20 protein-coding genes and 3 tRNA genes are annotated in these 21503 nt (G+C 67.0%); 18 read left to right on the top strand and 5 right to left on the bottom strand.

Annotation, left to right across the window (positions count from 1 at the left end):
• Window positions 1-72: 72 nt before the first annotated feature.
• From ISP17_RS16270 to trxC, 11 genes are all read left to right on the top strand, one after another.
• Window positions 73-1944 carry a 3'-5' exonuclease gene (locus tag ISP17_RS16270; protein ID WP_404634987.1) on the top strand — a complete coding sequence of 624 codons (1872 nt, stop codon included), beginning with the start codon at window positions 73-75 and terminating at the stop codon, window positions 1942-1944.
• A gap of 100 nt (window positions 1945-2044) precedes the next feature.
• Complete coding sequence (gene msrB, locus ISP17_RS16265) at window positions 2045-2515, top strand: peptide-methionine (R)-S-oxide reductase MsrB (protein ID WP_404634985.1); 471 nt, start codon at window positions 2045-2047, stop codon at window positions 2513-2515.
• 180 nt (window positions 2516-2695) lie between these two features.
• Window positions 2696-3124, top strand: a complete 429-nt coding sequence (locus ISP17_RS16260; RefSeq protein WP_404634983.1) for an FKBP-type peptidyl-prolyl cis-trans isomerase — start codon at window positions 2696-2698, stop codon at window positions 3122-3124.
• Window positions 3125-3222: 98 nt separating this feature from the next.
• Window positions 3223-4722 carry a S10 family peptidase gene (locus ISP17_RS16255; protein ID WP_404634981.1) on the top strand — a complete coding sequence of 500 codons (1500 nt, stop codon included), beginning with the start codon at window positions 3223-3225 and terminating at the stop codon, window positions 4720-4722.
• A 109-nt stretch (window positions 4723-4831) separates the two neighbouring features.
• On the top strand, window positions 4832-5359 hold the full coding sequence (locus tag ISP17_RS16250) for a redoxin family protein (RefSeq protein WP_404634979.1): 528 nt from the start codon (window positions 4832-4834) through the stop codon (window positions 5357-5359).
• A 458-nt stretch (window positions 5360-5817) separates the two neighbouring features.
• Window positions 5818-6882, top strand: coding sequence for a HEAT repeat domain-containing protein (locus ISP17_RS16245; RefSeq protein ID WP_404634977.1), 1065 nt, complete (start codon window positions 5818-5820; stop codon window positions 6880-6882).
• Complete coding sequence (locus ISP17_RS16240) at window positions 6879-8390, top strand: glycosyltransferase family 2 protein (protein WP_404634975.1); 1512 nt, start codon at window positions 6879-6881, stop codon at window positions 8388-8390. The genes ISP17_RS16245 and ISP17_RS16240 overlap by 4 nt, the downstream gene beginning before the upstream one ends.
• Window positions 8387-9685: a YaiO family outer membrane beta-barrel protein gene (locus ISP17_RS16235; RefSeq protein WP_404634971.1), complete on the top strand. Its 1299-nt coding sequence runs from the start codon at window positions 8387-8389 to the stop codon at window positions 9683-9685. Before ISP17_RS16240 ends, ISP17_RS16235 begins: the two co-directional genes overlap by 4 nt.
• Window positions 9682-12075 (top strand): LTA synthase family protein, encoded by a 2394-nt coding sequence (locus ISP17_RS16230; RefSeq protein WP_404634969.1) that lies wholly within the window; start codon window positions 9682-9684, stop codon window positions 12073-12075. The genes ISP17_RS16235 and ISP17_RS16230 overlap by 4 nt, the downstream gene beginning before the upstream one ends.
• Entirely contained in the window at window positions 12072-13007 is a 936-nt protein-coding gene (locus tag ISP17_RS16225; RefSeq protein WP_404634967.1) for a hypothetical protein, read from the top strand. Before ISP17_RS16230 ends, ISP17_RS16225 begins: the two co-directional genes overlap by 4 nt.
• 162 nt (window positions 13008-13169) lie before the next feature.
• Window positions 13170-13607, top strand: a complete 438-nt coding sequence (trxC, locus tag ISP17_RS16220; RefSeq protein ID WP_404634965.1) for a thioredoxin TrxC — start codon at window positions 13170-13172, stop codon at window positions 13605-13607.
• A 40-nt stretch (window positions 13608-13647) separates the two neighbouring features.
• Here trxC and ISP17_RS16215 read toward each other — a convergent pair whose 3' ends face one another.
• Window positions 13648-15210 (bottom strand): protein adenylyltransferase SelO, encoded by a 1563-nt coding sequence (locus ISP17_RS16215; RefSeq protein ID WP_404634963.1) that lies wholly within the window; start codon window positions 15208-15210, stop codon window positions 13648-13650.
• Window positions 15211-15240: 30 nt separating this feature from the next.
• Between ISP17_RS16215 and ISP17_RS16210 the strand changes: the two genes are divergently transcribed.
• The gene (locus ISP17_RS16210) at window positions 15241-15603 is read left to right on the top strand and encodes a hypothetical protein (RefSeq protein WP_404634961.1); all 363 of its coding nucleotides are present in this window, start codon (window positions 15241-15243) and stop codon (window positions 15601-15603) included.
• Window positions 15604-15664: 61 nt separating this feature from the next.
• Window positions 15665-16270, top strand: a complete 606-nt coding sequence (locus ISP17_RS16205; RefSeq protein ID WP_404634959.1) for a DUF1415 domain-containing protein — start codon at window positions 15665-15667, stop codon at window positions 16268-16270.
• 47 nt (window positions 16271-16317) lie between these two features.
• Here ISP17_RS16205 and ISP17_RS16200 read toward each other — a convergent pair.
• The 4 genes from ISP17_RS16200 to ISP17_RS16185 form a co-directional block, all read right to left on the bottom strand.
• Window positions 16318-16401: transfer RNA gene (locus tag ISP17_RS16200), tRNA-Leu, on the bottom strand.
• 143 nt (window positions 16402-16544) lie between these two features.
• Window positions 16545-16618, bottom strand: a tRNA-Cys gene (locus tag ISP17_RS16195).
• A gap of 47 nt (window positions 16619-16665) precedes the next feature.
• A tRNA-Gly gene (locus ISP17_RS16190) sits at window positions 16666-16741 on the bottom strand.
• Window positions 16742-17428: 687 nt separating this feature from the next.
• Window positions 17429-17587 (bottom strand): hypothetical protein, encoded by a 159-nt coding sequence (locus ISP17_RS16185; RefSeq protein WP_167310314.1) that lies wholly within the window; start codon window positions 17585-17587, stop codon window positions 17429-17431.
• A gap of 29 nt (window positions 17588-17616) precedes the next feature.
• On the opposite strand from ISP17_RS16185, the gene ISP17_RS16180 reads away from it, so the two are divergent.
• The 5 genes from ISP17_RS16180 to ISP17_RS16160 all read left to right on the top strand — a co-directional run bounded on the left by ISP17_RS16180 (window position 17617) and on the right by ISP17_RS16160 (window position 21501).
• Window positions 17617-18372 (top strand): hypothetical protein, encoded by a 756-nt coding sequence (locus ISP17_RS16180; protein ID WP_011347601.1) that lies wholly within the window; start codon window positions 17617-17619, stop codon window positions 18370-18372.
• A gap of 118 nt (window positions 18373-18490) precedes the next feature.
• Window positions 18491-18703: an AlpA family transcriptional regulator gene (locus ISP17_RS16175; protein ID WP_011347600.1), complete on the top strand. Its 213-nt coding sequence runs from the start codon at window positions 18491-18493 to the stop codon at window positions 18701-18703.
• Window positions 18704-18745: 42 nt separating this feature from the next.
• Window positions 18746-19621 (top strand): ParA family protein, encoded by an 876-nt coding sequence (locus tag ISP17_RS16170; protein ID WP_011347599.1) that lies wholly within the window; start codon window positions 18746-18748, stop codon window positions 19619-19621.
• Window positions 19605-19853: a hypothetical protein gene (locus tag ISP17_RS16165; protein WP_011347598.1), complete on the top strand. Its 249-nt coding sequence runs from the start codon at window positions 19605-19607 to the stop codon at window positions 19851-19853. The genes ISP17_RS16170 and ISP17_RS16165 overlap by 17 nt, the downstream gene beginning before the upstream one ends.
• A complete protein-coding gene (locus ISP17_RS16160; RefSeq protein WP_011347597.1) occupies window positions 19846-21501 on the top strand; it encodes a ParB family protein in 1656 nt (551 codons plus the stop codon). Before ISP17_RS16165 ends, ISP17_RS16160 begins: the two co-directional genes overlap by 8 nt.
• The last annotated feature ends 2 nt before the right edge of the window (window positions 21502-21503 follow it).

Below are 21503 nucleotides of genomic sequence, written 5' to 3'. Positions count from 1 at the left end.
GGGGGCGTGCCCGCCGTTGACAGCCTGCGGGGTTTCGCTACTTTCGCCGTAGGAAAACTCGCCGGACGCTGGATGGCCACCCTCATACCCACCCGCAACAGCTGCCTGCCGCGCATGACCAGCGGCGAGAAACGCGTCTCGGAACGACTCGAACAGAAGCTCGAAGACGATTACCTGATCTGGTACGACGTGCCCGTCGGCCTCAAGCAACGCCACCCCGACTTCGTCATCGTGCACCCGCGCCGCGGCCTGCTGGTGCTGGAAGTGAAGGACTGGAAGGCCGAGACCATCCAGCAGGCCGACAGCACCCAGTTCACCCTGATCACCGACCGCGGCACGGTGAAGGAAAACAATCCCCTGCTGCAGGCGCGCGCCTTTGCGCTGGAAGTGGGCGTGGTGCTGCAGCGCGACCCGGCGCTGCACTACCCGCCCGGCCATCGCCACGCCGGCAAGCTGGTGATGCCGTGGGGCTGGGGCGTGGTGCTGGCCAACATCAGCCGCAAGCAGTTCGACGAGGCCGGGCTGGAGGCGGTGATCCCGCCGCACCTGGTGATCTGCCGCGACGAGATCTACGAGACGGTGGAGGCCGAAGCGTTCCAGGAGCGGCTGTGGGCGATGTTCCCGCAAGTTTTTCCGGTGGCGCTCACCCTGCCGCAGATCGACCGGGTGCGCTGGCACCTGTTTCCCGAACTGCGGGTGGACCCGGGCGCGGGCCAGTTTGGCCTGTTCCCGGCCGCCGATGCGCCGGCCAAGGCGATCGAGATTCCCGAGCTGATCAAGGTGATGGACGCCCAGCAGGAGCAGCTGGCGCGCTCGCTCGGCGACGGCCACCGGCTGATCCACGGCGTGGCCGGCTCGGGCAAGACGATGATCCTCGGCTTCCGCGCCCTGCAGCTGGCGCGGATGATGGCCAAACCCATCCTGGTGCTCTGCTACAACAAGACGCTCGCCTCGCGCCTCGATCAACTCGTGGGCGAACGCGGCCTGGCCGACAAGGTCAGCGTGCGCAACTTCCACGCCTGGTGCCGGCAGATGCTGGTGACCTACCACGTCGACCTGCCGGAAAAAGGCAGCGACAACTTCTTCGAGCAGATGGTCGAGCGGGTGATGACGGGCGTGGAGCGCGGGCAAATCCCGCGCTTCCAGTACGGCGCCGTGCTGGTGGACGAAGGCCACGATTTCGAGCCGGACTGGTACAAGCTGATCGTGCAGATGGTCGATCCCAGCACCAACTCGCTGCTGGTGCTGTACGACGACGCGCAGAACATCTACGGCAAGAGCGACCGGCGCAAGTTCACCTGGAAGGAGCTGGGCGTGCAGGCGCAGGGCCGCACCACCATTCTCAAGCTCAACTACCGCAACACGCTGGAGATCCTCTCCGTCGCGCGCGGCTTCGCCAGCGACCTGTTGATCGAGAGCGCCGGCGACGATGACGGCGTGCCGCTGATCGCGCCGGAGAGCGCCGGGCGCCGCGGCGCGATCCCCGAGCTGATCCGCACCGACACCGCCGCCGCCCAGCTCACCGTGCTGATCCAGTGCATCCGCGACGAGGCCGCCAACGGCCGGCGGCTGTCGGACATGGCGGTGATCTTCCGCAACCAGTGGGAGGGCGAGAAGCTGCACGAGGCGCTCAAGCGCGAAGGCATCGCCAGCCGGCTGGCCGAGGGCGACGCCAAGCGCACGCTGTTCGTGGTGGAAGATGCGGTGAAGCTGGTGACCATGCACTCGAGCAAGGGGTTGGAATTCCCGTTCGTGATCATCCCGGGCCTGGGCTCGCTGCCCAAGCCGGGGAAGGACGAGACCGAGGAGGCGCGCCTGCTCTACGTGGCGATGACCCGCGCCACCGAGCGACTGGTGCTGATCCACCACGAGGATTCGGTCTTCAGCCAGCGCATCCGCAACGCCATCAACGACGTGCAGGGCCAGTTGCAGGCGCTGGCGTGAGGCGGGGCCGATTGCGGCGGCCTGCCGGCCCCGCCTCGCAGGCTTGGACAACACCAAGCCGCCCCCACCTTTCCGGGATCGCCACCGCCACGGAGCCGTCATGTCCCGATTCGACCTCACCCCGCCCACCGATGCGCAGCGCGAGACGATCACCTCCGGGCTGAGCGCCGACGAGCATCGCGTGCTGCTTCAGCACGGCACCGAGGCGGCGTTCTGCGGCGTGTTCCTCGACAACAAGAAGACCGGCGTCTACACCTGCCGCTTCTGCGGTCTTCCGCTGTTCCGCTCCAGCGCGAAGTTCGACTCCGGCACCGGCTGGCCGAGCTTCTTCCAGCCGTACGATGACGCGCACATCCGCTACATCCGCGACACCAGCTACGGCATGGTTCGCACCGAAGAAGTCTGCGCGCGCTGCGGCAGCCATCTCGGCCACGTCTTCCCCGACGGCCCGCCGCCCACCGGCCAGCGCCATTGCCTGAACTCGGTGTCGCTGAGCTTCACCGAGCAGGGCCAGCCGCTGCCCGACGTGCTGGGCCGCGGCACCCCCGAAGGCGCGCCGGACGCCGGCTGAGTCCCGGCTCGAGCATCGCATTCGCGTCTTTCGCCGGCCGAGGCGCGTCGCCTTGCGCAGCCGTGGCGCGGCCTGCTGGAACAACAGGCTGACGGTGTCGCTGAGCTACCAACTGCAGGCGCGGCCTTGCAGCGAGAGCGCCGGCTACAATGCCGGCTCACTCAACAGCGAGTCTTTCCCATGCGCCGTCTGCTCTGCCTGCTTCCGCTGCTGCTTGCCGCCTGCTCCAGCCCATCCGGCAACGCCTCCACGGCAACCGACATCCCCGCGATGCAGACGATCGACCAGACCGTCGGCGCCGGCGCCGTGGCCAAATCCGGCGACACGGTGGAGGTGAACTACACCGGCTGGCTTTACGACCCCCAGGCGCCGGACCACCACGGCAAGAAGTTCGACAGTTCGTTCGACCACGGCGGCACCTTCACCTTCCCGCTCGGTGCCGGCCAGGTGATCAAGGGCTGGGACGACGGCGTGGCCGGAATGAAGGTTGGCGGTAAGCGCACCCTGCTGCTGCCCTCGGCGATGGGCTATGGCAGCCGTGGCGCCGGCGGCGACATCCCGCCGAACGCCGCGCTGGTGTTCGACGTGGAGCTGGTCAGCATCAAGTGAGGTCGCCCCCGGACCTTGGTCCGGAGCATGACTTCCTGCACGGTCGCCGGCGCGCCCCGACCGCTACGGTCGGGGACTTTCCCCGCCAGGACTCCACCGTGCGCCACACGCTTTCGCTTGCCCTGCTCGCCGCGTTGACCGTCGGCACGACGACACTCGCCTTCGCCGCCGACAAACCCGCCGCGGCCGACGCGCCCGCCGTCGCCGACAAGGATTTCCACCTGCCGCCGCTGCCGGCCGACGCGCACATCACGCAGAGCGCCACGGTGGACGGCAAGACGCTGAAGTACACCGTCACGGTAGGTTCGCTGCCGGTGCGCAACGAGCAGGGCGAGATCACCGGCGAGGTGGTGTTCACCGCCTACACCATGCCCGGCAAGGACCGCCCGGTGACGTTCGCGCTCAACGGCGGACCCGGTGCATCGTCGGTGTACCTCAACCTCGGCGCGATCGGCCCGAAGCGGGTGAACTTCGGCGTGGAGGGCGCCAATCCCTCCGACCCGGCCACGCTGCGCGACAACCCCGGCACCTGGCTGGGCTTCACCGACCTGGTCTTCATCGATCCGATCGGCACCGGCTACAGCCGCGCGCTGGTGGACGACAAGAAAGCCACCGAGCTGTTCTACAGCACCGACAACGACATCAAGTATCTCTCGCGCATCGTCTACGACTGGCTGGTGAAGAACGGCCGCATGGACTCGCGCAAGTACCTGGTGGGCGAGAGCTACGGCGGCTTCCGCGGGCCGCGCGTCACCGACTACCTGCAGACCCAGCTCGGTGTGGCGATGAACGGCCTGGTGCTGGTGTCGCCCTACCTCGATCCGGCCGCGTCGGATGACGAGAACGTCTCGCCGCTGCCGTGGATGCTCACCCTGCCCTCGATCGCCGCGGCCAACCTGGAGCGCGAGCACAAGCTCAGCGCCGAAGCGATGGCGCCGATCGTCGCCTATACCCGCAACGAGTACGCCACCGCGCTGATGAAGGGCCGCAGCGATCCGGCCGCCACCGAGGCGATGATCAAGAAGGTCACCGAGCTGACCGGCCTCGATCCGCTGTTCGTGAAGCGCTCGGGCGGGCGGCTGGAAACCCAGGCCTACCTGCGCGAGGTCTACCGCGCCGAAGGCAAGCTGGGCAGCCGCTACGACTCCAACGTCACCGCGTGGGACCCGTTCCCGTACGCGCCGCGCCAGATGACCGGCGATCCGATCCTCAACGGGATCATCGCGCCCACCACCACGGCGATGGTCAACTTCGTCACCAAGACCGTCGGCTGGAAGGTGGACGCGCGCTACAACGCGCTCAGCTACCAGGTGAATCGCCTGTGGCACCAGGACAAGGATGCCAACCGCGGCTCGGTGAACGAGCTGCGTGAGTCGGTGGCCAACGATCCGGGCCTGCGCGTGCTGATCGCCCACGGCTGGGACGACCTCTCCTGCCCGTTCATGGCCTCGGTGCTGATCGTCGACCAGATGCCGGCAATGGGTGATCCCAACCGTGTGCAGGTCAAGAGTTATGCCGGCGGCCACATGTTCTACGCCCGCCCGGACAGCCAGTCGCAGCTGCGCGCCGACGTGGAGGCGCTGTACGGCGTGAAGTAAGCCGCCGGTCGATCTCGCCATGCAGCGGCCCGCCGGGTAACCGGCGGGCCGTTTGCGTCGTATGGGAAGCACCGCGGGCGCCCGCCGCCCGCTCCTGTGAGATGCCCCGATGCCACGCTTCCCGCTGCGCCCTCTGCTTGCCTTGCTGTTCGCCCTCGCTGCCCTGCCGGCTTCCGCGCAGACCTCGCTCACCGCCGGCGACCGCACTCCGGCGTTCACCGGCGTCACCCGCTGGATCAATTCGCCGCCGCTCACCACCGACGGACTGCGTGGCAAGGTGCTGCTGGTCGACTTCTGGACCTTCGAATGCATCAACTGCCTGCACGCGCTGCCGCAGGTGAAGGCGCTCGATGCGAAGTACCGCGCCCAGGGCCTGGTGGTGGTCGGCGTACACACGCCGGAGCTGGCGGCCGAGCGCGACACCGGCAACCTGCTGGCCGCGGTGAAGCGCCTGGGCATCACGTTCCCGGTCGCGCAGGACAACGCCTACGCCACCTGGAACGCCTGGCACAACCAATACTGGCCGGCGCAGTACGTGATCGACCGGCAGGGCCGCGTGGTCTACACCCATATCGGCGAAGGCGGCTACGACGCCATCGAGCGCGCGGTACGCACGGCGCTGGCCTCGGCGCACTGAGCTCGCGGCCGGCCGTTCAGGCAGCTGACCACAGGGAGCCCGGCCGGCCCAGCCCCGGCGCTCCGACCATCATCGAAGTCCCTGCGGGCCGGCCGCCGAACCATTTCCACGGACACCACGCCAGGCGCGGGTTGCCCATCTGGCAGGGCGTCGGCACCTTCTGCTGGAAGACCAGCGGCCGCGCTGCCGGTTCACATCGCCTTGCCCGGCGTCTCGACCAACCGCCGCTCCCCGGCCTGCTGGTACTGCGCAGGCGAAGCCTTGCGGGCAGTCTGCCACCCAGCCCTATTACCGCGGGCGCGGGGCGGCCGGCTTCGAGATCGCTGATCTCCATGAACGAGGGAGCATGAACCAGAATCCGTTACCAGCGCCTGGTACGAAGCATGCATGTCACACACCCGTCATGATAGTCGACCGAGGTTTCACAAGCGTGAGGCACGGGCGACGAAGGAGGGTATGTGAAGGAAATTGCTGCCGATGGGGCGACGCTGCTCGCCGTGGCCTACTGGGTGGCCGCGCTCACCCTGCTGCTTGCGCTGGGCCTGCTGACGGTGATCGTCTGCCTGCGGGCGCACTCGCAAAAGCGTGAACTTCGCAACAAACGCGCGCTGCAACACTGGTTGCAGGTGATGCGACACACGCTGGCGGGGGAAGAAGTACAGGTACGGCCCTTGGCACGCGATGAAGCGGCCGGCTTCATCGAAGCCTGGAACGCAACCCACGAATCGCTGTCGCAGGCGGACTCGGCGCGACTTCTGCCCTTGGGGCATCGCGTGGGCCTGATGGACGCAGCGCGACACATGCTGCCCGGCAATTACCACGACCGCGCCATGGCCATCGTGGCGCTGGGCCATCTACGCGACCACCGCGTGTTTGACGAGCTGGTGCCGTTCCTGAACGACCGCAGCCCGATTGTCTCGCTGTGCGCTGCGCATGCGCTGGGAAAGGTGGATCCACCCCAGGCAATGGCGAAGTTCGTGCCGATGATCATGGAGCGCGACGACTGGATGCCGGGCAACGTGGCCAGCGTGCTGGCCCGAAATGAAGATGGCAGCGCGGTGCGCGAACTCGACAACGCGCTGCTTCGCGCCAACAAGAGCAACATGGTGAAGCTGGTGCGGTTCCTTGCCGACATCGACCCCGAGCATGCCGCGGGGGTGATCCGGCAACTGCTCGACACCTCGGCCGACGACCACGCCATCTCCGTCTGCTTGCAGCTGGTGAACGACAAGCAGGATCGCGAGCGGGTGGCGGGCTTCCTCGGCGCATCGCGCTGGCACGTGCGCATGCACGCGGCATCGGCGCTCGGCCGCATCGGCGAGGCGGCCGACAGCCAGCGCCTGGAACCGTTGCTGGCCGACCAGGTGTGGTGGGTGCGCTATCGCGCCGCCCAGGCGCTGCACATGCTGCCGGGCATGGGGACCACTGAATTGCGCCAGATGCAACAACGACAGAGCGACGCCTACGGCCGCGACATCATCGATCAAGTGCTTTCCGAGCACGACCTGGGGGTTGCGGCATGAGCATCCACTGGAATGCGCCCCTGGCCATGTTCTGGCACGGCTCCTGGGACCACGTGCTGGCGTCGATGCAATGGATCTTCATGATCTATTTCGTGGCGATCAACCTGACCTACCTGCTCCTCAACTACGTCTCCGCCTATCAGATCGTGCGCTACATGCGCGAATACCGGGCCAACTACCTGCCGCCCGGCCTGCGCGATTACCAGCCCCCGGTGAGCATCGTGCTGCCCGCGCACAACGAGGAGAAGTCGGTGGTGGCCTCGGTGCACTCGCTACTCAAGACCGACTACCCGTTGTTCGAGATCGTCGTGGTCAATGACGGTTCCAGCGACGGCACCCGCGCGGCGCTGATCGAGGCCTTTGGCCTGGTGAAGGTGCCCGAGGCCTATCGCGCCCGGCTGCACACCGAAGAGGTCAAGGGCGTCTACGCCTCGGCGCGGTACCCGCGCGTGCGCATGGTGGACAAGGCCAAGGGCGGCAAGTCCGACGCAATCAACGCCGGCATCAACTGCGTGCGCTATCCGCTGTTTTGCGTGGTGGATGCCGACTGCATCCTGCAGCCGGAGAGCCTCTCGCGAGTGGTGCGTCCGTTTCTGGAGGATGGTCGCGTGGTGGCCAGTGGCGGCGTGGTGCGCGTGCTCAACGGCTGTACGGTCAACAACGGCATGTTGTCCAAGGTGGGCCTGCCCAACCAGTGGCTGCCCAGCTTCCAGGTGATCGAGTACCTGCGTGCCTTCCTGTTCGGACGCATGGGCTGGTCGCCCATGAACGCGCTGCTGATCATTTCCGGCGCGTTCGGCGTGTTCTACAAGGAGCGGGTGATCGCCATCGGTGGCTATCGCGGCGATACGGTGGGCGAGGACATGGACCTGGTGGTCCGGCTGCATCGCAACCTGCGCGAAGAAAAGCGCGACTACCGCATCGTGTTCGTACCAGACCCGGTGTGCTGGACCGAGGTGCCGACAGACGTCACCTCGCTGGGCCACCAGCGCGTGCGCTGGCAGCGCGGCCTGGCCGAAAGCCTGTGGTCGAACATCGGCCTGATGTTCAGCCGGCGCGGCGGCACGGCGGGCTGGGTGGCCTTCCCGTTCATGCTGGTGTTCGAGTTTCTCGGCCCACTCATCGAAGTGGTCGGCTATGTGTCGATGATCGTGCTGGCGCTGGCCGGACTGGTGCCGCTGCAGGCGTTCCTGATCTTCCTGGCGGCAGCGGTCGGCATGGGCATGCTGCTGTCGGTCAACGCAATGCTGCTGGAGGAGCTGTCCTTCGGCCTGTACGCACGGCCGTCGCAGCAATTGCGCCTGTTCGCCGTGGCGGTGCTGGAGAACTTCGGCTACCGCCAGATGAATTCCTGCTGGCGTTTCTACGGCACCTTGCTCTGGTTGCTGGGACTGCGCAAACACCGTCGATGGGGGCCCATCCGTCGCGATGCCTCGTGGCAACACAACCTGGATGAAAACGACACGATGCCCATCGACACGCCAGCCGAGGGGAGCGTCCATCCATGACCCGCAGGAATCCCTCCCTAGTCACGCCCCGCCCTTGCGCGCGCGCGCCCCGCGCCCGCTGGCCTCTGCTGCTGGCATTGACGGCGGCGGCGATCTCGCCCTGCCTGATGGCGCAGTCCGCCGCGCCCGACTCGCTGGCGACGCAGATGGTGCAGGTACGCGCGCTCGCCACCGGCGGCCAGAAGAAGCTGGCGATCGAGCGCTACACGGCCCTGCTGGCCGAGCATCCCGGCAACGGCGATCTGCTGCTGGCACGCGGACGCACCTATGCCTGGGACGAGCAATACGCCGCGGCCGAGAGCGACCTGCGCACGGTGGTCCGGCAAAGCCCGGAATACGCCGATGCCTGGTCGGCGCTGGGCGATCTCTACCGCTGGAGCGATCGCCCGCAACAGGCGGTCGATGCCTATGCGCACTGGATCACCCTGGCGCCGCGCGAGCCGCGCGCGTATGTCGCGCGTGGACGTGCTCAGCGCGACCTGGGGCAGCTCGGCGCGGCTCGCGCCGATTTCGACGCGGCCGCAGCGCTCGGGGCGGACGCCGCCGAGATCAACAGCCTGCGGCAGAGCCTGCTGCCGCGCGCCGCCGAGCTCGGCGGCGAGTACCACTGGGGGGCTTCGCTGGGCTGGAACCACACCGGCTTCACCGGCGGACAGCAGGGCTGGAACGATGCCGACCTGTCCTTGCGCCGCTACTTCAGCCAGGGTTCGCTCGCGCTGGAACTGTTGCGCGCCGATCACTTTGGCACCCGCGACCATGCGCTGGCGCTGGATGGCTACGTGCCGCTCTGGTCGCGCGCCTACGCCAACCTGCGCTACCAGCAAGGCCCCAGCTCGGGCGTGCTGCCGCGGCAGGAATGGCGCGCGGAAGTGTTCCAGGGCGTGGGCCAGGGCTGGGAGCTGTCGGCCAGCGTCGATCACCTGCGTTTCGCCAGCGACACCCAGTTCTACGGCGTCGGCGTCGGCCGCTACTGGGGCAACTGGTACGCGCGCTACAAGCTGCAATACGTGCCCGGCGTCGGTTCCGGCAGCTGGAGCAATCGCCTACAGCTGCGCAATTACTACCGTGGCGATGCCTACGACTACGTGGAGCTGAGCGTCAGCAACGGCCGCAGCACCGACCTCAACCGCTTCGACACCCAGGTGATCAACCACAGTGCCGCCTTCAGCGCCGCGTGGAGCCACTACCTGTCGCCGCGCTGGGGTTTCAAGGCAAGCGCCGGTTACGCCAAGGGCAGTGACGTGGCCGGCGTCAACGAACGAATCGTTTCGCTCACGTTGTACACGCTGTGGTGAGGGCACTGTCTGCCACTTCCCCGCAACCGGGCCACGCCTGGTCGCGCTTCTCCGCCGCGTTCCCGGCGCTGGTGCTGGCGCAGCTGGCGCTGGTGGCAGGCGCAGTCGTCAGTGGTGTCGCCGGTGTCAGCGTCGACGGCGGCCAGCCGTGGACCATCGCCGGCATTGCCTTGGCGCAGGCTGCGCTGATACTGCTGCGCGCGGTGCCGATCCTGCTGCTGTTGTCGCTTCCGCTGCTGGCCCTGCGACGGGAGCGTCTGCGCCTCGTGGCCTTGGGCATGCTGTGGTCGCTGTTCGTGGTGGTGCAGGCCGCGCTCAACCAGTACTTCCAGGTGGCGCACGTGCCGCTGGGGGCGGATCTGTTCGGATACAGCGTGGGGGAAATCCACACCACGCTGTCCGACACGCCGTTCGACCTGCGCAGCGTGCTGGCCTTCGGCCTGCCGTTGCTGCTGCTGTGGGGCGGCCTGTACGTGAGCGCGCGCCGCCGCGCCGAAGGCAGCATGCGATGGACCAGCGTGCTGCTGATCGCCGGCCTGCTCGCCTGGCTGCCGTCGCTCCCCACCGGCGCGCAGGCACTCAAGAACGACGCGGCGCGCGATCTGGCCAGCAACAAGCTGGCGTGGTTCGGTGCCGATATCTGGCGCTGGTCGACCAGTCATGCCGGCGCTACGCCGGTGCCGGCATCCGGCGAGGCGGCGGCGGCTGGCGCTGACATGCCACCGCTGGATCCGCAGTTTCCGTTCCTGCACCCCGAGCAGACGCCGGACACGCTGGGTGCGTACTTCGCGCCCACGTCCGACGGCCGCCCGCCCAACGTGGTGGTGATCGTGGTCGAAGGGCTCGGCCGCTCGTTCTCCGGCACGCAGGCGTCGCTGGGGAGCTTCACGCCGTTCCTCGACGAGCTGGCGACGCGCAGCCTGTATTTCGACAATTTCCTCGCCAACCAGGGCCGCACCTTCGGCGTGCTGCCGAGCCTGTTCAACTCGGCGCCGTTCGCGCGGGAGGGCTTCACCGCGCTCGGTGCGCGCATGCCCCCAGGCCCCGGGCTGTTCAACCTGCTGGAGGAACAGGGCTACCACACCGCGTTCTACAACGGCACCGACACCGGCTTCGACCACGAACGCGAGTTCATGCAGTTGCAGGGCGTGCAGAAGCTGGTGGACAAGACGACCTTCGGCCCCGGCTACGCGCTCAACCCCTTCAGCGAATGGGGTTACCCGGACAAGGAACTGGTGTCGCGCGTGCTGGCCGACAGCACGCAACAGCCCACCCCGTTCCTGCTGGCGATGCAGACCATCTCCATGCACACCGCCTACAAGTTTCCAGGGCAGGACGCCTACCTCGCGCGCTTCGAGCAGCGCCTGCGCGAGATGCACATTCCGGACGGCGAGCTGGCCGCCTACCGGGCCAATGCGGACATCTACAGCACCATCCTCTACACCGACGACCAACTGCGCCGCTATTTCGATACGGTGGTCAGGCAGCCCTGGTACGCCAACACCATTTTCGTGATCACCGGCGACCATCGCCTGCCGGAGATCCCGATGGGCGAGCACATCGACCGCTACCGCGTGCCGCTTGTGATCTTCTCGCCGCTGCTCAAGCAGACCCGGCACTTTCGCGCCGTGTCCTCGCATCTGGACGTCACGCCGTCGCTGATGGCGTTGCTGTCGCACACCTACGGACTGAAACGGCCGGCGCAGACACCGTGGCTGGGCGGCGCCCTGGACACGGACGACAGCTTCCGCAACATCCACCAACTGCCCCTGCAGCAGACCAAGACCAGCGCGCCGGATTTCCTCGCCGGCCTCTGGTGGCTGCACAACGGGCAGCTGTTCGAGCTGCAGGAAGGCATGCACCTGCTGCCGAGCGACGACGCGGCGGCGTTCGCCTGGGCGACGCTCCGTCGGCAACGCTACGAGCAGGCAAATGCGATCTTCATGCAGAAACTGGCACTGGCTCCGGACGGCGCCAAGCCCACGTTGGTGGCTTATCAGGCGGCCCCGCAGACGCTGCCACCAGCCGGCGACGCGCCGGTGGTGCATGGCCTGTCGACGCAATCGATCGAGGTGGCGCAGGTCGGCCGCAACCTGCAGCTGACGGCCCGGTTCGACAACGGCGATGCACGACAAAGCCGCACGTTTGTGCCACTGGTGGTTCTGACCGCCGAGGATGGCCGGGAACTGCAGGAAACCTCCGGCCGTGCCCTGCAGCTGCTCGCCCATGGGCACCAGCAGGTGCAACTGGCACTGCAACGTCCCGATGCCTGCAGCAGTCGCTGCTACGTATCGGTGTTTCCGTCCGATCCGGAAACCGGCAAACCGATCGGGCAAGGGCGTTACCACATGCCGGTGGATGGGAGCACCGCGGTCGGCGGCGCGCCGTGAGTCGCACGTCCCGTTGGTGCCTGATCGTGCTGCTGTGCGCGCTGCCGATCAGCGCGATGGCCGGGATCAGCCGCGCCGTATGGACCTGGGAAGCCGAGTCCTACGCCATGGTCAAGGATCCGGCCGTCGCGCGGGAAGCGGTGATCTATCTGCAGTGGCAGCACATCGACACCGTGTACCTCTACGCCGATGCGTACCAGGGCCACAACCTGATCGTCGAGCATCCGGAGTTGTACCGCGCCTTCATCAAGCGCCTGCATCGGCAGCACATGAAGGTGTATGCGTTGCTGGGTTCGAGCTACCTGCACACCGAGCAATACGTGCTGCCCGCCTATCGCAAGCAGGCCGAGGACATGTTCCGCCGGGTGGTGCAGTACAACGCCGCCGCGCCGGCAACCGCGCGCTTCGACGGCGCCAACCTGGACATCGAGCCGCACATCCTCGACGAATGGAACGACGACACCCGCCAGCGCCTGCTCGCCGGGTTCCTGGACATGGGCGACGCGCTGATGGCGATCAAGCGCGAATACCACGCCACCCTGGCCGTGGGGCCGGCCATCCCGTTCTGGCTGGACGGCATCGAGCTGGAATGGAAAGGCGTCAAGCGTCCGGTGAGCGAGCACGTCATCGCGCTGTTCGATTACGTCGCCCTGATGGACTACCGCCACAAGGCCGCGGGCAGCGACAGCATCCTCTCGCTCGCCGCCAGCGAGATCGCCTATGCCGACCGGATCGGCAAGAAGGTGGTGATCGGCCTCGAGGTCTCGCCCAACGAGCTCGAGAAGGTCACCTTCGACAAGGCAGGGCCGAACGTGTTCGAACAGGCATTGCGGACGGTGGAGCTGGCACTGCACGACCATCCGTCTTTCGCCGGCTTTGCGATTCACCATTACCGGACCTACCGGAACTGGATCGCGCGCAACCGGAAATAGCGCGATCCATGAACCGACCCGTACGCGATCGATTGCGCTGGCCGCGATGCACCGAGCGGACGGCCACCCGTTCAGGCAGCTGACGACGGGAAAATTGCCAGGGGCTTGTTCCCGGCGCGCCGGCCATCATCTTGGGGAGCATTCCCGTCTCCGGATCGCGCCATGACCTCGCCCCTCGCCGTTCCCTGCCCGCATTGCAGCGCCCTCAACCGCGTACCCGCCGAACGCATCGCCCAGCAGCCCAGCTGCGGGCGCTGCCACCAGCCGCTGTTCGCCGGCCATCCGGTGGAACTGACCACCGCCAACTTCGACGCCATTGCCGGCCGCGGCGACCTGCCGGTGCTGGTGGATTTCTGGGCCACCTGGTGCGGGCCGTGCATCGGCTTCGCACCGGTATTCACCGCGGCCGCGAAAGAGCTGGAGCCACGGGTGCGCCTGGCCAAGGTGGACACCGACGCACAGCAGGCGGTGGCGCAGCGCTTCGCGATCCGCTCCATTCCCACCCTGGTACTGCTGCGCGAGGGGCGCGAGATCGCGCGCCAGTCCGGCGCGCTCAATGCCAGCCAGCTGCGCCAGTTCGTGGCGCAGGCGCTGCGCTGAGCGTCAGCGCCTCATTCGCGAGCACGCCCCGCGCGATAGCTCACGAACTGCACGACAGCATCGAACAACCGGCCTTTTCGCGCGCCCAGTCCGGCCGCTTCTGCGCATAGTGCTCGCGACCGGGCTGGTCGTCGTACGGCCGTCGCATCACCTCGAGCAGGGTGTGCACGCCGGAGAGGTCGCCGGCCGTGGCCTGATCGATCGCCTCCTGCGCGAGGTAGTTGCGCAGCACGTAGCGCGGATTGACCTGCCGCATCCGATCGCGCTGCTGCTCGCGGGTCTGCGGATCCTGCGCCAGCCGCTGCGTGTAGCGGGCCAGCCAGTCGCGCAGCGCGGCGTCGTGCTGCCGGCGCAGGTCGGCGTCGTAGAACGCGTCCTCCATCGCCGGCGTCGGCCCGGGTTGTGCCGGGTCGAAATCCAGCAGCGCACGATAGAACAGCGTCATGTCGATCTGCGCCTGCGCCATCAGGCCGCGCAGCTGTGCATGCAGGGCATCGTCCTCGGTGCGTGACTCGGCCAGCCCCAGCTTGTCCGCCGCGTGGCGCCGTTCGATCGTGGCATAGGTACTGGCGTACCAGTCCAGCCCGGCCTGCAGCGGCTCGACGCTGGCGAACAGCGGCGAGATCGCCGAGGCCAGCCGCGACAGGTTCCACCACGCCACCTGCATCTGCTGGCCGAAACGGTAACGGCGCCGGCCGGCGTCGGTGGTGTTGGGCGTCCACTCCGGGTCGTAGTTGTCGATCCAGCCGTACGGGCCGTAGTCGATGGTGAGGCCGAGGATCGACAGGTTGTCGGTGTTCATCACGCCGTGCACGAAACCTACCCGCATCCAGTGCGCGATGGTGTGGGCCGTGCGCTCGCACACTTCGCCGAACCATGCGGCGTAGAGCGCCTCGCCCTCGCCGTGCAGGTGCGGAAAATCGCGGCGAATGGTGAACTCCACCAGCTGGCGCAGCAGGGCGTGATCGCCACGCGCAAACGGCAGCTCGAAATGGCCGAAGCGAAGGAACGACGGTGCCACCCGGCACACCACCGCGCCCGGCTCGTACGCCGGGTGCCCGTCGTAGAGCATGTCGCGCAGCACCGACTCGCCGGTGCCCACCAGGCTCAGCGCGCGCGTGGTCGGCACGCCCAGGTGGTGCATCGCTTCGCTGCACAGGAATTCGCGGATCGACGAGCGCAGCACCGCGCGGCCGTCGGCCGTGCGCGAATACGGCGTAGGCCCGGCCCCCTTGAGCTGCAGCTCCCAGCGATCGCCGCACGCCGTCACCACTTCGCCCAGCGAGATCGCCCGGCCGTCGCCCAGCTGCCCGGCCCAGTTGCCGAACTGGTGCCCGCCGTAGTTGCTGGCCAATGGCTGCATGCCGTCGAGCAGGCGGTTGCCGCCGAACACCTCGGCAAACCACGGCTGGGCCACGTCCGCCTCGCTGAACCCCACCGCCTGCGCCATCTCGGCCGAATGCGCGAGCAGACGCGGAGCCGTCACCGGGGTCGGATCCACGCGCGAATACAGCGCGCCATCCACCTGCCGCATCCGCGACCCCGTCTCGGGATCGCCAGGCAGCTCGCGGAGGAAGGCGTTGTCGAAATGCAGCTCGGTCATGCAGGGGATGGTTGAGGCGACCGCGGCCACATGCAAGCGTCCATCGTGGCGCACTGGGATCGGCTGGCTTATAACCAAGCTCGACGTTACAACGCTCCAGAAGCCATGACCCAGTCCCGCAAGATCGTCGTGCATTCCCTGCGCGGATATCACCCCGAATTCGCTTCCCGCGTTGCCGCGTGGCTGGACCATGGCGTCACCTTCATCGGCATCGTCGGACGCGATGCAGAGCGACTGGAGGACGTGGCCGACGATGTAGCCATCGGCGATGGCGGCCGTGCCAGATTCGTGCTCACCAGCTCGCATCCCGGCGAATCGCTGGCCGAAGCAGCGGCGTTTGCCGAGGTCCTCACGGGAGAGCATGCCGGGCCGGTCGAGATCGTGGAGTTCTGATCGGCATGCGCGCGCAGGATCCGGACCGCTATAGTCGCCGCCTCGCTGCGAGGAACCCGCCATGTCCGACGTGCCTTCCCTCATCACCGCCGGCCTGACGCCGGAGGATGTTCCCTATGTCGAAGCGACCCGTCGCTGGGTGGAGCGTGCGGTGGTGGGGCTCAACCTGTGCCCGTTCGCGCGGGCGCCGTTCATCCAGGGCCGCATCCGCTACGCGGTGAGCCACGCGCGCGACACCGACGCGTTGCTCGACGACCTCGCCGGCGAACTGCAGAGCCTCGCCGCGGCCGATGCCGCCGAGTGCGAGACCACGTTGCTGATCCACCCGCACGTGCTGGGTGACTTCCTCGACTACAACGACTTCCTCGACGTGGCCGATGCCGCGGTGGAGACGCTCAAACTCGACGGCGTGCTGCAGGTGGCCAGCTTCCATCCGCACTACCAGTTCGCCGACACCGCACCGGACGACGTGGAGAACGCGACCAACCGCTCGCCCTTCCCGACCCTGCACCTGCTGCGGGAAGCCAGCGTGGAGCGGGCTGCCGAGGCGATGAGCGACCCGGACGAGATCTACCGCCGCAACATCGACACCCTGCGCAAGCTCGGCCCTGACGGGTGGAAGGCGCTGGGCACTGCGGCTCCGGAGAAAGCACCCGGGCAGCCGTGATCGCGGCTGTGCGGCCCCCACGATGGCCGCGATCTGAATGGAAGGAATGCCCGGGGCGGGGATCGAACCCGCATACCCGCGAGGGTGAGGGATTTTAAGTCCCTTGCGTCTACCAGTTTCGCCACCCGGGCCGAACACGCGGGGCGAGCCTCCGCGGCGCCGCGATGCTAGCACGCGCGGCAGGTGGCCCAGCCGCACGTTCACACGCACCTCGGACACAAAAAAGCCCGCTTGCGCGGGCTTCAAACGGAACACGGGGTGCTCCGGAACACGATGGAGGCCTGGGTCGGAATCGAACCGGCGTACGCGGATTTGCAGTCCGCTGCATGACCACTCTGCCACCAGGCCATCGCTGAAAAAAACAAAACCCCGGTGATCCGAGGTTTCGCCAAAGATGGAGCGGGAAACGAGACTCGAACTCGCGACCCCGACCTTGGCAAGGTCGTGCTCTACCAACTGAGCTATTCCCGCGTCTGAGCCCGAAATGATAGCAGAAGGACGCCGGATGGGAAGAGGCAGATCACTGAATCGCCCCGCCTCGCACGGCATCTGCGGGCCAGCGCGGCGCCATCCTGAAACGCAAAAGCCCCGGCACTGGGCCAGGGCTTTTGCGTTGAATCTGGAGCGGGAAACGAGACTTGCACTAGGCGCATAAGTCGTTGTTTCCCAAACCCTTTCTTCGCCGAGGTGGCCAGCGAAGACCTAAATTGTAGCCTAATTTTTCATCCTCGCCAACAAGATCTTCCAAAGAATTCCACTGACCTCTATAGACCTGCACGCAGCACACCCGACCCACACTCGGCGCTACGTCGGCGGCGGTGGTCTCGAACTGGCCTCCTACCTCTCACTCTCTGCTTCCGCATCCCACGGCGATGAGGGCTAGGCCGATGTTCCGGTGCTGACCTAGTTCGGATGCTGTCAAGGAGCGGCACGCACCGCACGTTGCCTTTGTCGATATATCAGGATGCGGAAACAAGCATCACAGGCGCGGGTTTACTACGTCCGGCCGGACGTTCGGCGGCCACTGCCGCCCCCTCGCACCTCGTGAAACCGCTGGCATATCTAGTCATACCTAGTGGGTTTTGCAGGGGCCGCAATTTCTTACGACCCTGATAGCGTGCGCGTCGCTGTCGAACCCACCTTCCGGCGATTGACCTTCTAGCGATCAATGGATTTTTGCACACCGAGCATACGACGGCTACCAGCGGCGCGAACTGGTGAGAAGTACTCAAGCCCCATGACGAAGCGAGCCTCGGGACTCGTTTCCTGCACAGGTAACAGGCCGACCATGATGTCGGCGGCAAAGGAGTCGGCCATGTAGTTCTTCTCCTGGAAGGAGACCGAGCATGTACGAGAACAAGAATGATGCACCAACATCAAAGGTGTTCTACCTCCCGATCGAAGCGTCCATCCGCTGGGCCGGGCTGCTGCGGTACGAGCAGGTGATCCTGGCCTCGATTTCGTCGCCCCGGAACCTGCCACTTTCGCTGGACTGCCCACGCTGGGGCGAACTGCGGCTGTACACCGAACGCATCTATGACGGCATCCTCAATGGGGAGCTGCCCTTCGGGCGGGACGGCATCACGATGCACGACACCGAGCTGATCGACTCTCCCGACCTCACCGTCCGCCATGTCGATCTGAAGCGCTGGATGCGCCAGCACTACCCCGAACAGCGACCAGGCTTTCTCTTCTCCCGCAGCGAGCGCATCGCCCATCCCTTCATCTCGCTGGAGACTGGGCAAGCCATGCTGGTTGAGCAGCTCGCCCTGAAATCCGCCCTGGAACAGTCCAAGCGCCAACTTCGCGAGCTGCAGGACAAGCACGACGCGCTGCTCAAGCAGTCCACGGTGATTCCCGCCTGCGCGCAGTGCCCGATCAGCGATCGGGCCGAGGCCACCTACCTGAACATCATCGGGGGCATGCTGGAGCTGATGCTCGGCCAGTCGCCCTCGGGCACGCCGTACTCCAGCTTCAAGACGCAGGAGGCTGTGGTCAGCGCACTGGTCGCCCATCACCACGGCGTCATGGGGATCGCCGAGCGGACGCTGAACGGCAAGTTCGCCACGGCCAGGCGCCGGCTGCATAGCGCCACGCTCTGAGGATTGCCAGCTTGTATGTGCAGTCGCGGAGATTGCATTTGCAATGTCTTTCCGCAGCCGTGTCTATTGAATAGAGGTCACGCCAACAAACGCCACTGAGCGTTCAGGAGTGACCGCCATGTCGCAAACACCTGTACTGCCACCCAACGAGCGCCGCATTCTGCGTCTGGAAGAAGTCGAAGCGAAGTCCGGCTTCAAGCGTGCCCACATCTACAACCTGATGAAGAAGCGCCAGTTCCCGCAGGCGCTGCGCCTGGGTGTGCGCGCCGTCGGCTGGGATTCCATCGAAATCGATCAGTGGATCGCCGAGCGCGTCAACAACCGGGCCTGACCCGTTCTCCCGCGGACCTTCCATCCTCACACGGAGAACGCCATGCAGGTTGTATCCATCATTTCAACGAAAGGTGGCGTCGGCAAGACCACCACGGCCGCGAACCTGGGCGGGCTCGTCGCCGACGCGGGGCTGCGCGTGCTGCTGCTCGATCTCGACGTGCAGCCCACCTTGTCCTCGTACTACGAGCTGGCCCACCGCGCGCCCGGCGGTATCTATGAATTGCTGGCCTTCAACGAGCGCGACCTCGGCCAGCTCGTGTCCCGCACAATCATTTCGGGCTTGGACCTGGTGCTGTCCAACGACCACCGGGGCGAGTTGAACACCTTGCTGCTGCACGCGCCGGATGGGCGCCTGCGGCTACGGCACCTGCTGCCGGTCCTGGCTCCCCTCTATGACCTGGTGCTGATCGACACCCAGGGCGCGCGCTCGGTGCTGCTGGAGATGGCGGTGCTCGCCTCCGACGTTGCGCTGTCGCCCGTGACCCCGGAAATCCTCGCGGCGCGCGAGCTGCGGCGCGGCACCATGCAGTTGCTCGAAGACATCGCGCCGTACCGGCACCTCGGCATCGAGCCGCCACCGCTGCACCTGCTTATCAACCGCGTCCACCCCGTGTCGGCGAACGCCCGGCTGATCCAGCAGGCCTTGCGCGACCTGTTCCAGGACCACGCCGGCATCCGCGTGCTGACCACCGACGTGCCGGCCATCGAAGCCTATCCGCGCGCCGCGACGCGCGGCCTGCCAGTCCATCGGGTCGAATACCGCCAGCCACCGGGCAGAGTCGCCCCCGCCGCGCTCGAAACCATGCGCGGCCTCGCTGGCGAGCTGTTCCCGCAGTGGCAACACCGATTTGCCGCGGTGTCCGGCCGTTCGCCAGTCCCTCTTGATGGCAGGAGGCCCCATGGCGAATGCACATGAACTGGCCCGAGGCCACAAGCGGCTGCGCGCCCTGATCGAGTTCGCTGTCGGTGAAGGCTGGCACGTCAAACGCACGCCGGGCGGCCACCTCAAATTCACCAAGACAGGCTGTGCCGCGATCTACACCAGTTCGACGGCCAGCGACCACCGGGCCGCCCTCAACGCCCGTGCGCAGATCCGCCGCGCCGAGCGCGAGGCCCGATCCCAGGCGCAGGGAGGCAGCCATGGCTGAGATCACCTCCCAGCAGATGGCCGGCAAGCTGCTCGCGGCCGGGTTCGAGCGCAGCGGCCCGGCCGCGTCGGCCTTGAGCGATCCGATCGCCGACACACCCATGGTCGTGACCCTGGACCAGTTACGCCCCTACGACCATGACCCGCGCAAGAAGCGCAATCCGGCCTATGAGGAAATCAAGGCATCCATCCGCGAGCGCGGCTTGGATGCGGCACCGGCCATCACCCGACGGCCTGGCGAGGACCACTACATCATCCGCAACGGCGGCAACACGCGGCTGGCGATCCTGCGCGAACTGTGGTCGGAGACCAAGGACGAGCAGTTTTTCCGCATATCGTGCCTGTTCCGGCCGTGGCCCAGCCGCGGCGAAGTCGTCATGCTGACCGGCCACCTGGCCGAGAACGAACTGCGCGGCGGCCTCACCTTCATCGAGCGCGCCCTCGGCGTCGAGAAGGCGCGCGAGTTCTACGAGCAGGAAAGCGGCGCCGCCCTGAGCCAGTCCGAACTAGCCCGCCGCCTGGCCGCCGATGGCTTCCCGGTCCAGCAGTCGCACATCAGCCGCATGAACGACGCGGTGCGCTACCTCCTGCCGGCGATCCCCGCCGTGCTCTATGGCGGCCTCGGCCGCCACCAGGTCGAACGCCTGTCGGTCATGCGCAAGGCCTGCATGTTCGCGTGGGAGCGCTACGCCAAGGGCCGCACGCTGGTTCAGGACTTCGACGAGTTCTTCCAGGAAGTCTTGTCGCAGTTTGATGTGCAGGCCGACGAGTTCTCCGCGCAGCGCGTACAGGACGAGCTGATCGGTCAGATGGCCGAGCTGCTGGGCGTCGATTACGACGTGCTCGCGCTGGACATGACCGAATCCGAGAGCCGCCAGCGCGCTCTGGTCAGCGATCCGACGCCATCCTCGACGCCGCCCGCCTTGCCGGAGCCTGGGGTTATCGCGCGCCCACCTGCCAACGCCTCGCCGCCCACCACAGGGCCAGCACCGACAGCGCAGCCTGCAAGCCCTGCGTCTCCCACCTCAACGCGCGAGAGCGACGCAGATGCCAACGAGGCGGGCACGGCCAGTCCGACAGCGGACGACCACCTGCTTCAGAAGCACATCGTCTCACCGGCGCCAACGACCGAACGGCTTCAGTCCATCCAGCGCATGGTCGCCGACCAGTTGGGCGATGCGCTGCCGCCTGACTTCTCGGCGAACGTCTTGCAGTCCATCCCCGTACAGGCCGGCGGGCTCTATCCGATCTCTGATGTCTGGTACATCGACGCGAGCCTGGACACGCCCGAGCGCCTGCGCATCCACGTCGCGCAGTTCGCCCGCGAGATCGCGGACGAGGCCCGCCTGGACGAGTGCATCGATGACCGTCCAGACGGCATCGGTTTCGCCTGCCGTGCCTACGCCCAGGACCCGGGGCCGCTGGGTCGTGCCGTTCTGGCGCTGCTGGCATGCCTGTCCGGTCAGCAGCCCGCCGACGTCCGCCTGGACAACGGGCAATTCGTCATCGACCTGTCGGCGCTGCTGCACGGACAAGGCGACGCAACCCGGCGACTGAGCGACACCGCACTGGTCAAGTTGTTCCGGCTGCTGCGGCTGGCCCGCCGTCTGCTCGACCTGGACGCCGGCGCTGCGGACGCTGGAACGTAAGC

Source organism: Dyella ginsengisoli (assembly GCF_044904665.1).
Taxonomy (GTDB): domain Bacteria; phylum Pseudomonadota; class Gammaproteobacteria; order Xanthomonadales; family Rhodanobacteraceae; genus Dyella_A; species Dyella_A ginsengisoli.
The sequence above is the reverse complement of the archived record's forward strand: the minus strand, read 5'-3'. Positions and strand labels throughout refer to the sequence as shown.